Annotated in this window: 7 protein-coding genes and 1 pseudogene; all 8 read right to left on the bottom strand. The window is 75.8% G+C overall.

Features of this window, described 5'->3' with window-relative positions; all coding sequences use genetic code 11:
• Positions 1-62: 62 nt before the first annotated feature.
• Positions 63-2,429, bottom strand: coding sequence for a DUF11 domain-containing protein (locus tag MNZ29_RS22525; RefSeq protein ID WP_242356822.1), 2,367 nt, complete (start codon positions 2,427-2,429; stop codon positions 63-65).
• On the bottom strand, positions 2,416-4,299 hold the full coding sequence (locus MNZ29_RS22520; protein ID WP_242356820.1) for a hypothetical protein: 1,884 nt from the start codon (positions 4,297-4,299) through the stop codon (positions 2,416-2,418). The genes MNZ29_RS22525 and MNZ29_RS22520 overlap by 14 nt, the downstream gene beginning before the upstream one ends.
• Positions 4,274-5,944, bottom strand: a complete 1,671-nt coding sequence (locus tag MNZ29_RS22515) for an ATP-binding protein (protein WP_242356818.1) — start codon at positions 5,942-5,944, stop codon at positions 4,274-4,276. Before MNZ29_RS22515 ends, MNZ29_RS22520 begins: the two co-directional genes overlap by 26 nt.
• A 307-nt stretch (positions 5,945-6,251) precedes the next feature.
• Positions 6,252-6,770: an outer membrane beta-barrel protein gene (locus MNZ29_RS22510; RefSeq protein ID WP_242341180.1), complete on the bottom strand. Its 519-nt coding sequence runs from the start codon at positions 6,768-6,770 to the stop codon at positions 6,252-6,254.
• 241 nt (positions 6,771-7,011) lie between these two features.
• A complete protein-coding gene (locus tag MNZ29_RS22505; RefSeq protein WP_242341179.1) occupies positions 7,012-8,214 on the bottom strand; it encodes a pyridoxal phosphate-dependent aminotransferase in 1,203 nt (400 codons plus the stop codon).
• Positions 8,215-8,322: 108 nt separating this feature from the next.
• Positions 8,323-8,820 carry a pantetheine-phosphate adenylyltransferase gene (gene coaD / locus MNZ29_RS22500; RefSeq protein ID WP_242341178.1) on the bottom strand — a complete coding sequence of 166 codons (498 nt, stop codon included), beginning with the start codon at positions 8,818-8,820 and terminating at the stop codon, positions 8,323-8,325.
• An 18-nt stretch (positions 8,821-8,838) separates the two neighbouring features.
• Positions 8,839-9,378, bottom strand: a complete 540-nt coding sequence (gene rsmD / locus MNZ29_RS22495) for a 16S rRNA (guanine(966)-N(2))-methyltransferase RsmD (RefSeq protein WP_242356816.1) — start codon at positions 9,376-9,378, stop codon at positions 8,839-8,841.
• A pseudogene (locus MNZ29_RS22490) lies at positions 9,375-9,679 on the bottom strand (hypothetical protein); the annotation flags it as partial. The gene rsmD and the pseudogene MNZ29_RS22490, both read right to left, overlap by 4 nt.

Below are 9,679 nucleotides of genomic sequence, written 5' to 3'. Positions count from 1 at the left end.
GAGGCGGGCCGGGCCACGAGCGACCAGGCGTGCGACGTCCCGCCGAGCGCCCGGGCCCGGCGTCAGGGATCCATCCGGATCAGCTGGAAAGGAGAGCTGCCGCCGCGGGCGGTGAAGAACAGGTCCGTCCGGCCGTCCGGGCTGGAGACGAGCTTCGCGTCCAGGATGTGCGTCAGCGCGGGCGTCCCCAGGCCGTCCCCTCCCAGCCCCTGGCACCCGGGCGTCCCGGCAGCGCAGCCGTCGAGTCCCGTGAAGTCGGAGATCGCGGGGAGCGCGGCGCGCGTGCGGAACACGTGGAGGCCGGCCCCGGGATCGTCGAGCCCGAGGTACAGGTGGCTCGGCGTGGCGAGCAGCATCGACGCGGCCGTGACGCCGGGGTACCCGAGCCGCGTGCGGTAGGCCGCGTCCGCCGCGAGGAGGGTCCAGTCCGTCGGGTCGCAGACGGCCGGGTCGGCGCCGCCCGCCGGGTCGCACGACCAGAGCTGGGGGCCCGTGGTGGTGTTCCGGATGGCGTACAGCCGCCCGTTCCAGGCCACCGCCTGGGGCCAAGCCTTGTCGGGCGGCTCGAGATCGAACTGGCGCGGGGGAGCGACGGACTGCTTCCGGTCGTAGGCCGCGCTCGCGGCCGGAGAGCAGCCGAGGAAGTCGCTCTTCGTCGCGGGCGCCTGCCCGTTCGCGACGAGGCAGCCCACGTCGTCGAAGAAGTACACGCGGCCGCCGAGCTCGGCCATCGCGTCGACGATCGAGATCGCCGTGAACCCGCCGTACGCTGCGTTGTAGGCGTCGTGCAAGCCCAGGTCGAGGGCGTCGGTCCCCTGCGCCGCGTCGAGGCCGGGGGCGGTCGGGGCGCGGAGGAGCGCGATGCCGTAAGGGCGGGAGCCGCCGTTGTCCGGGAAGCCGAGATAGAGCCGCCCCCCCGCGCCGAGCGCCGCGGAGACGCCGCGCGTGTTCGCCCCGAGCACGGTGGAGAGGTCCACGTAGGAGAAGTCGAGCGGCGAGGCCGACGCGCGGCTCAGGTACACGTAGTCGAGCTCGCCCGACGAGCGCGCGCCACCGAGCACGAGCCACTCGTCGCCCGCGAAGGAGACCGAGGTGAGCAGGCCCCGCCCGTCCTCGCCGTCGGGCCCGCAGGCCGCGGCGGTGCACCCCGTGTAGCCGAGGGTCGTGTGAGGCCAGGGGCCTGCGCTCGAGGAGGTGCTGCCGACGCCGGGGTCGCGCGGGAACGTCAGCGCGAGCGACTCCTGCCCCGTCCCGTCGCGCTGCATGCGAACGACGCCGTCCCCGGTCCGGCTCGGCCCCACGTACACCTGCCCTCGATACGGCGCGACGAAGGCGAACGTGCTCCCGTCCGCGAAGGGATCGCTGGCGAGGCGGGCGACGCCGTGCGGGACCGTCGCGGTGGTGGCCGTCGCGCTCGCGCCGAGCGCGCGCCCGTCGTTCGCGTCGGCGCCCGTCACCGTCGCCGTCAAGGCGAGCGTCCCCGCCGCGACCGCCCGGCACGACCAGGCGAAGGCGACGCTCTCCCCGGCCGCGAGCGTGACGGCCTGCGTCGGGCCGGACACGACCACGACGGCCCCGGTGGACCCGTCGTCCACGAGCGACGCGGGGACCACCGCGACGGCGGTCGCCTCGCCCGTGTTCGTGACGGTGAGCGTCACCGGGAGATCGCCGAGCGCGAGCGGCCCGGGCGGCAGCGCGAGCGCGGCGGAGAGCGCGGCCGGCCGCTCGACGCGGAGGCCGCCCGTCGCCGTGGCGACGACCGCGGCCCCCGTGCGCGGATCCCGGCCGATCGCGGACACGGAGACCGACACGGCGCCAGGCGCCTCCGCGCGATACGCGAGCGTGAGGGTCGAGCGCGCGCCGGGCGCGAGGTCCTGCGGCGCCGCCGGCGCGACGAGCGCGAGCGCGCCGGGCCCGCTCAGCGTCGCCTCCGGCAGGACCCCCTCCACGGAGAAGTCGCCGCCGTTCTCCACCGTCACCTCGAGCAGCACCTCCTGACCGACGCTCGCCGCCTGGACCAGCGACAGGGACGCGGAGAGCGACGGCGCCGATCCGGGCAGCACCTCGTACGCGCCGCCCGCGGTGCCCTCGCCGTAGGGACCCGCGACCCTCAGATCGTGGAAGCCCCGGGGGAGCCCTGCGGGCACGCGCGCGCGGAGCCTGGTCGGGTCGAGCCACACGACGTCCCGGAGCTCGGTCGTGCCGAGCCACGCGCGATACGACGCGTCGACGCTGCTCCCGCCGTGGACGCGCTGCACCGCCCTCACGTGGAACGCGCTCCCGACGATGTCGATGAGGGCCTCGCTCTGCTCGAAGCCCTGCGCCGGCTCGGCCGCGACCGGACGCGGCGGAGCGGACGGCGCCGACTGCCGGCATCCGAGCACGACCGCGAGGACGGCGCCGGCGAGGGCACGCTCAGTACGCGTCATGGCGGTACCCCACGACGGCGAGGAGCGTGGTGAGCGAGCCGCGGAGCGCGTCGAAGCGGGGATCGCTCATGCGCGCGACGCGGGCCTCGAGGAAGGGGCCTCCGTGCCGGCGGAGCAGCCCCCATCCACCCCCGGCGTGCAGCAGCGTCACGAGCCCCGCCTCCGCGGACATGGGGCCGGCGTCGGTCGAGACCTCCGACGCGACGTGCGCGACGCCCGCCCCTGCCCCGGCCCAGAGCGCCTGCCCGCCGGCGAGGCGCTGCTCCCATCGCACGGTGAAGAGCGCCGGGAGGTAGCGAGCGCGGCCGCGGACCTCGACCGCGCCGCCGCCGACCTGCGCCGTGTCGGTGCGCTCGTGCACGAACGCCCCGGCCTCGCCGGCCACGGCCAGCCGGCCCGCGAAGAGCGTCGTCCGGTATCCCGCCTCCACGGCGGCGTACGGCGCGAGGAGGCCGCTCGCGGCCGCGACCCCCAGCTTCGGCGCGACCCCCAGCCGCCGCTCCGGCGCCACGATCGTGAGCCGCGCGGCGCCCATCAGCCCGCCCGCGCGGACGGAGAGGACGTCGGCGCGGTCCTCTCTCGCGCGGCGCGGGCGATACCGCACCACCCAGGCCCCGGGCCCGTCCGGCTGGGTCTCCACGACGGCGGGCCGCGCGTCCGCGATCTCGGGCGCGGCCCCCTCCGCAGGGTTGCCGAAGCGGTCGCGCAGCCGGACGCGGACGCGCGCCGCCGCGCGGCCGTCCGCGACGAGCGGGGCCTCCTCCGCGACCACCTCGAGCTCCACGGGGGGACCCCCGGCGACCTCGAGCTCGGCGCGGCCCTCCACGGGGCCGGCGCGCGCGAGGACCTGCAGCCGCCGGGCCGACCCGACGCGCCCGGGGACCGAGAGGCGCGTCTCCCACGCTCCGGGGGCGACGGGCACGAGCGCCGAGAGCTCGCCGAGCGTCGCCTGGACCGCGGGCGAGGCCTCGACGGCGTTGCCGGCCGCGTCCGACGCCTCGACGCGCAGCAGGACTGCCCCGTCCGCCGCGACGCGAGCCTCGGCGGCCTGCACCGTCAGCCGCGCCAGCGCGCCGGTCCGCCGGGCGAGCTGGACCGACGCGGCGAGCCCCGGCTCGTCGGCGAGCGCCGCGGATGCCCTCGCCACGCCGGCGCGTCCGGGCGCGAGGCGCCAGGTGCCCGCCCAGCTCCCCGGGGCCACCTCCGCGAGCCCCACGACGCGACCCTCGCTGACCTCGAGCCGGAGCGGTGCGCCGGCGCGCGGGGCGCCGTCCGGCGCGACGACGAAGGCGCGCAGCGGCAGGTCGCGCGGCGCGTCCGCGACCACCTCGGCGCTGCCGAGCGCGAGGTGGACGTGCAGCACCGGGGGTGCGTTGAGATCGAGCGGCCGGCCGCGGTGGTAGGCGAAGCGAGCGCCGGGCGGAGCGACCACCGGGACGCGCGCCTCGCCGGAGGCGTCCGCCGTCACGGGTCCGAAGGACGCCTCGCCGATGGTGACGCTGATGCGGGCGTGCGGGGCGGAGCGCGCCGTCGCGAGCCCCCGGCCGGTGAGCGGGAGGGCCGTCCAACCCCACGACTCCCCGGCGTTCGCCGCGACGATCGCGACCTGCGGGTATTGCTCGGGGGGCGCGACGTACTCCGCCACGAACCGGCCGGCGCCGGCGGGGCGAAGCCCCTCGACGCGCCCCACGTTCACGGTGAGCCGGGGAGGCGCGTCGCCGGCCCCCGCGAGCTCGATCAGGGCGCGTGCGTCCGGGCCGAGCACGAGCCGCTCGGGCGTCACGCGCAGCGCGAGGTCGCCGGCCGCCGCCCGGGCCGCCGCGACGAGCGCCGCGACCGCGCAGCTAGCGGTGACTGCGCGCGCTCGCATCCTGTCCCCAGCGGACGGCGAAGTCGGAGACGTCCTGCTCCGGCGCGATCGGCGCGCACGGGACCTGGCGCTCCGCGCCGTGGCCCGCCGCGTCGCGGATGACCACCGACGCGCGCATCGCCGCGCGCGCGGGGAGACGGACCGAGAACCTCCCGTCCCCGCCGACCTCGACGAGGCGCCCCTCGACGCGGACCTCCGCGCCGCGATCGACCACGCCTGACACGGTGCACACCCCCTCCCCCCGCGCGGTCCTCGCGATCTTGAGGAGGAGCGCGGGCGGAATGGGAAGGGACGGATCCGGGGCCGCTCCGCGAAACGCCACCGCCTGGCGCCCGGCGCTCACGTCGACGCTGGCGCCTGCCGCCTGGAGACGGACGACGCCGGTCTCGGTGGCCACGGCGAGGGACCTGCCGCTCGCGAGCACGCTGAACCGCGCCTCGTTCGCGCGCGCCACGCTCGCGCCGTCGTCGCTCTCGACCACGAGCACGCGCGCGCCGTCCGGCTGGTGATCGACCGAGATGCGGCCCCGCGACAGGCGCAGCCGCTGAACCGCTGCGGTGAGCTCACGAACCGTGAGCTGCGTCGCGTCGGACACGGCGACGCGCGAGCGGTCGCCGACCGCGAGCGTCGCGGCCGCGCCGGCGCCCGTGCGGATCGTGTCGTCCTCGCGGAGCCGCTCTCCCGCGACCACCGGCTCCCACCCGCCGGGGCGGAGCCGCTCGATCGCCCCGGTGGCGGATTCCAGCACCACCTCGCCCGCCTCGGCCGAGGCGATGACCGCGGCCGCCTCGCCGGCGGTGCGCGACGGGCGGAGCCCGGCCCACCCGGCGGCGGCCACGGCCAGCAAGGCCACCCCGACGAGCGTGACGCGGAGCCCGCGCCTGCGGGGGGCCGCCATCGCGGGGGCGACCGGCACCGGCTCCGCGGCGCTCGCGGCGAGCTCCACCACGAGCTCGGTGCTGGCCCACGGGCGCCTGGCCGGGTCCGCTTCTGCCGCGAGGCGGAGCTCGCCGCCCGCGGCCCGCAGCATCCGGCGCGCGATGGCGAGGCCGAGCCCGCTCCCCTTCCCCCGCGCCTTCGTGGTGTAGCCCACCGTGAAGATCCGCTCGCGGTCCGCCGTGAGGATGCCGATCCCCTCGTCGGCCACCCGCACCTGGGCCCGCGCGCCGTCCGGCGCTCGCAGCACCCTCACCTCGATCCGCCCGCCGCCGCCCTGCTCGACCGCGTCGAGCGCGTTCGAGACGAGGTTCGAGACGGCGTGGAGGAGCGCCTGGGCGCTGCCGTGCGCGCCCGGCACGTCGGGGTCGACGACGAGCGCGAAGCGATCGCCCAGGAGGTCGAGCCGCGCGCGCGCGGCCGCGATCGCGCGACGGACCACCGGCTCCACCAGGAAGGTGCCCAGCTCGGCGCCCCCCGTCATCAGCTGCTGGAAGGTGTCGAGCGTCTCCTGGATCCGCGCGACCTGCCCGGTCGCCATGGACCAGACGTCGAGCGTCGTGACCGACGGGCCGAGCTCGCGGGCGACGAGCCGCAGGGCGGCGTCCAGCGCGGTCAGCGGCTGGCGCAGCTCGTGGATCAGGCCGGGGCCGAGGAGCTCCCGGTCTCCCGTGTCCGATCCAGGCGGTCGGCTCGACGACGTCTTCATCCATCGTCCCCCGGGTGCGCGTCGCCGCGCAGGCGGCGTCGCGCGCTGCGAGCGTCCGCGGGACGCCCCGGCGCGCTTTCGACCCGGAGCATACCTGGACCCGGTCGCCTTTCCGTGAAGTTGCCCGTCTCGGGCTGTCGGCGGGTGGGCGCGGCTGGCTGCGGATGTGCGCCGCGCTCGCCCTTCTGCGCACTGACGCCCTCGCCCCTGGAGACGACGACGCCCCGCGCGGCGCATGGCCGGCGGGGCGTCGAGGTCGCGGGGTCCCGACGAGCTTCGCTCGGCGGGGCGGGGGCGCAGCCCCCGGTTAGAAATAAAACCGCAGGAACGCGAGGCCCGTCGTGAACACGCCCGAGGAGTCGCCGGACGCGTCGGAGTCGGAGCGGAACCCGAGCTGCGCCTCCGCGCCGAGGGAGAAGTTCGTCGTGAGGTAGTGCTCGCCGCCGATGGCCGCGGCGAGGATCACGTCCGTGCCGCTCTCGTCGTTGGTGCCGTTGTCTCTGCTCGCGAAGTTGAGCTTGAACCGGCCGCCCATGTAGAGGTCGAACGGCGCGGCGAGGCGCTGGACGTAGAAGACGCCGACGCCCACCGTCACGTCGCTCCGGTCGACCTGGCCCGCCGGCCGGTCCTGGGTCAGCACCCCGAGCGAAGGCTCGATGCGGAGCGTCGGGGCCACGTTGATGGGCGCGTAGACCTCGATCGTCGGCGGGCCGGCGCCCTCCAGCGGGACGATGGAGATGCCGAGACCGAAGGGCCGGCGCGCGTCCTGTGCGTGGGCGGTGGCGGAGAGCGCGAGGGCGGCGAGGGCGAACACGAGCTTCTTCATGAGGCTCCTTTCCTTTCACGCACGGTCGGTGCGTCGTGGGCTCGCGGGACTGTAGCCCTGGACGGCCCACCGCCGAAGAAAAGGACCCCCGCGGCAGGACGCCGCGCATGTCGTGGCGCGGCCACGCCACGAGACGACGACGCCCCGCGCGGCCAACGGGGCCGGCGGGGCGTCGGGGTGCACGGAGCGGCGCGCAGCCCTCAGGAGGTGGTCAACCCTGAGGGCCCCGTGAGACGGAGCCTCAACCCAGGCTCTTCGCCATCTCGGCGATGCGGTCGCAGCCCTTGTCGATCTGCTCCATCGACGTCGCGAACGAGAGCCGCATGTAGCCGGGGGCGCCGAACGCCGAGCCGGGGACGGCCGCGACGAGGTGCTTCTCGAGGAGGAGGTCGATGAGCTTCCCGTCGGTGCCGAGCGGCTCGGCCGCTCCGGGCGCCTTCCGGGACAGGAGCGCGCTCACGTCGGGGAACGCGTAGAACGCGCCGCCCGGATCGAAGCAGCGGACGCCCGGGATGGCGTTGAGCCGCCCGACGATGTGCTTGCGCCGCTCGTCGAACGTCTTGCGCATCTTCTCGACCTCCTCGTCCACGCCCGGGAGCGTGAGCGCGCCGAGCGCCGCCTTCTGGGAGATCGAGGCGGGGTTCGAGGTCGAGTTGTCCTGGAGCTTCTGCATCGCGGAGATGAGCGCCTGCGGGCCCGCGGTCCAGCCGATGCGCCAGCCGGTCATCGAGTAGGTCTTCGACGCGCCGTTCACGAGCGCGACCTGCGGCTGGAGCGAGGGATCGAGATCGAGGACGTTCTCGAAGCGGCCCTTGTAGACGAGCTTGTCGTAGATGTCGTCGGAGACGATCAGGATCTCCGTGCCCTTCACCGCGGCGACGACCGTCTCGAGCGTGCGCCGCGAGAGCATCGCGCCCGTCGGGTTCGACGGGCTGTTCACGATGATCGCCTTGGTGCGCGGGGAGATCGCCTTCTTGATCTGCTCCGGCGCCGGGTCGAAGCCCGTGTCCATCGTGGTCTCGACGAGGACCGGCACGCCGCCGGCGACGCGGACCATGTCGGCGTAGGAGACCCAGTACGGCGTGAAGATGACGACCTCGTCGCCCTCGTTCAGCAGCGCCTGGAACAGGTTGTAGAGGGCGTGCTTGCCGCCGCAGGAGACGAGCACCTCGGTCGCCTTGTAGGTGACCCGGTGCTCCTTCTGGATCTTCGCCGCGATCGCCTCGCGCAGCTCGGGGATGCCGTTCGTGGGCGTGTACTTCGTGAAGCCCTGGTCGATCGCCTTCTTCGCCGCGTCCTTGATGAGCGCGGGCGTGTCGAAGTCGGGCTCGCCGGCGCCGAAGCCCACGACGTCGATGCCCTTCTGCTTCATCTCCCGGGCCTTCGCGGTGATGGCCAGGGTCGGCGACGGCTTCACGGCGTCGAGCCGCTTCGCGAGCTTCATGATCGGTGTCTCCTCGGGCGAGCTGTGGAGGCCGCCCCCAGGGCGGCCAAAGCGCCGACGATAGCAGAACCGAGGTGGGGTACGCGCCCCGAACGCGGGAGCGGACGGCTAGTGGCGCCCCGGGGTGCCGAGCTTGCGGCGGAGCCCCTCCGCCACGTTGGGCGGGACGAGGCCGCTCACGTCGCCGCCGAAGGTGGCGACCTCGCGCACGAGCTGCGCCGACACGAAGAAGTAGTCCTCGCCCGTCATGACGAAGACCGCCTCGAACTCGGGCAGGAGCTTGCGGTTCATGTTGGCGAGCTGGAACTCGTACTCGAAGTCCGAGACCGCCCGGAGCCCGCGGATGACGGTGTAGACGCCCTTCGAGCGCACGTAGTCCACGAGGAGCGCGTTGAAGGAGTCCACCTCGACGCGGGGGTCGTTCCCGACCGCCTCGGAGATGAACGCCATGCGCTCGTCCGCCGTGAACAGGGGCGATTTCTGCGGGTTGTTCGCGACCGCCACGATCAGCCGGTCGAAGACCTTGAGGCCGCGGTTGATGATGGCGAGGTGGCCGTTCGTGAGCGGGTCGAACGAGCCGGGGTAGATGGCGGTGCGGCGGGGCATGAGGTGGCGGAGTATCCCTCACTCGCCCACGTAGATCGAGATTCCCGTGCCGCCGTAGTGCCGGCGGTCCGCGAGCGCGAGGCCCCCGATCCGCTCGGGCGGCGGGCGCCGCGCGTCGTGCTCCGCCACGGCGCGGCCGCCCGGCGCGAGGCACCCCTCGGCGAGCGCGAGCGCCGCCTCCGGACCCTCCGCGTACGGCGGATCGACGAAGACGAGCGCGAAGGCGCGCCGCGGCAGGCGCGGCACCACGTCCTCCACCCGCCCGCGCCGGACGTCCAGCCGCGCCTCGAGCCCCAGGGCCGCGGCGTTCCGGGCGATGAGCTCCGCCGCCGCGCGGTCCGCCTCGACGCAGACGGCGCGGGCGCAGCCGCGGGAGAGCGCCTCGAGCGCGAGGGCGCCGGTTCCGGCGTACAGGTCGAGGACGTCCCCCCCGTCGAAGAACTGGCCGAGCACGTTGAAGACCGCCCCGCGGACCTTGTCGCTCGTGGGCCGGGTCGAGTCGCCGCGGGGCGCCGCGAGCCGCCGGCCGCGGGCGCTGCCCGCGATGATCCGGGTCACGGCCCGCGCTCCTCGACCCGGCGCAGGAGCGCGCTCGCGAGGGCCAACGCGGAGCCGGCCGCGCCGAGGCCCTCCACGAGGTCGGTGACCTCGGCGAACGCGCGCGCCTCGCGGCGCTCCGCGTCCTCGCCTGTCTCGGTCCCCGATCGCGGAGCAGGATCCCGGCCGGCCCGCGCCTCGGCCGCGCCCCCGTCCTCGCAGGCGCGCACGGGCGAGCCCTGCAGCGCGCCGAGCAGCGCCGGGGTCACGGGCCCGCGGCGCATGACGGCCGTCCCCCGCAGCGCGAGCGCGAGCCGCGCGA

It is taken from the genome of Anaeromyxobacter sp. SG64 (assembly GCF_022690745.1).
GTDB lineage: Bacteria > Myxococcota > Myxococcia > Myxococcales > Anaeromyxobacteraceae > Anaeromyxobacter > Anaeromyxobacter soli.
The sequence above is the reverse complement of the archived record's forward strand: the minus strand, read 5'-3'. Positions and strand labels throughout refer to the sequence as shown.

What these genes read in the sequence shown, in the direction of transcription:
- MNZ29_RS22525 (WP_242356822.1), bottom strand. Translation starts at nt 2,429, where the DNA reads ATGACGCGTACTGAGCGTGCCCTCGCCGGCGCCGTCCTCGCGGTCGTG.
- MNZ29_RS22520 (WP_242356820.1), bottom strand. Translation starts at nt 4,299, where the DNA reads ATGCGAGCGCGCGCAGTCACCGCTAGCTGCGCGGTCGCGGCGCTCGTC.
- MNZ29_RS22515 (WP_242356818.1), bottom strand. Translation starts at nt 5,944, where the DNA reads ATGAAGACGTCGTCGAGCCGACCGCCTGGATCGGACACGGGAGACCGG.
- MNZ29_RS22510 (WP_242341180.1), bottom strand. Translation starts at nt 6,770, where the DNA reads ATGAAGAAGCTCGTGTTCGCCCTCGCCGCCCTCGCGCTCTCCGCCACC.
- MNZ29_RS22505 (WP_242341179.1), bottom strand. Translation starts at nt 8,214, where the DNA reads ATGAAGCTCGCGAAGCGGCTCGACGCCGTGAAGCCGTCGCCGACCCTG.
- coaD (WP_242341178.1), bottom strand. Translation starts at nt 8,820, where the DNA reads ATGCCCCGCCGCACCGCCATCTACCCCGGCTCGTTCGACCCGCTCACG.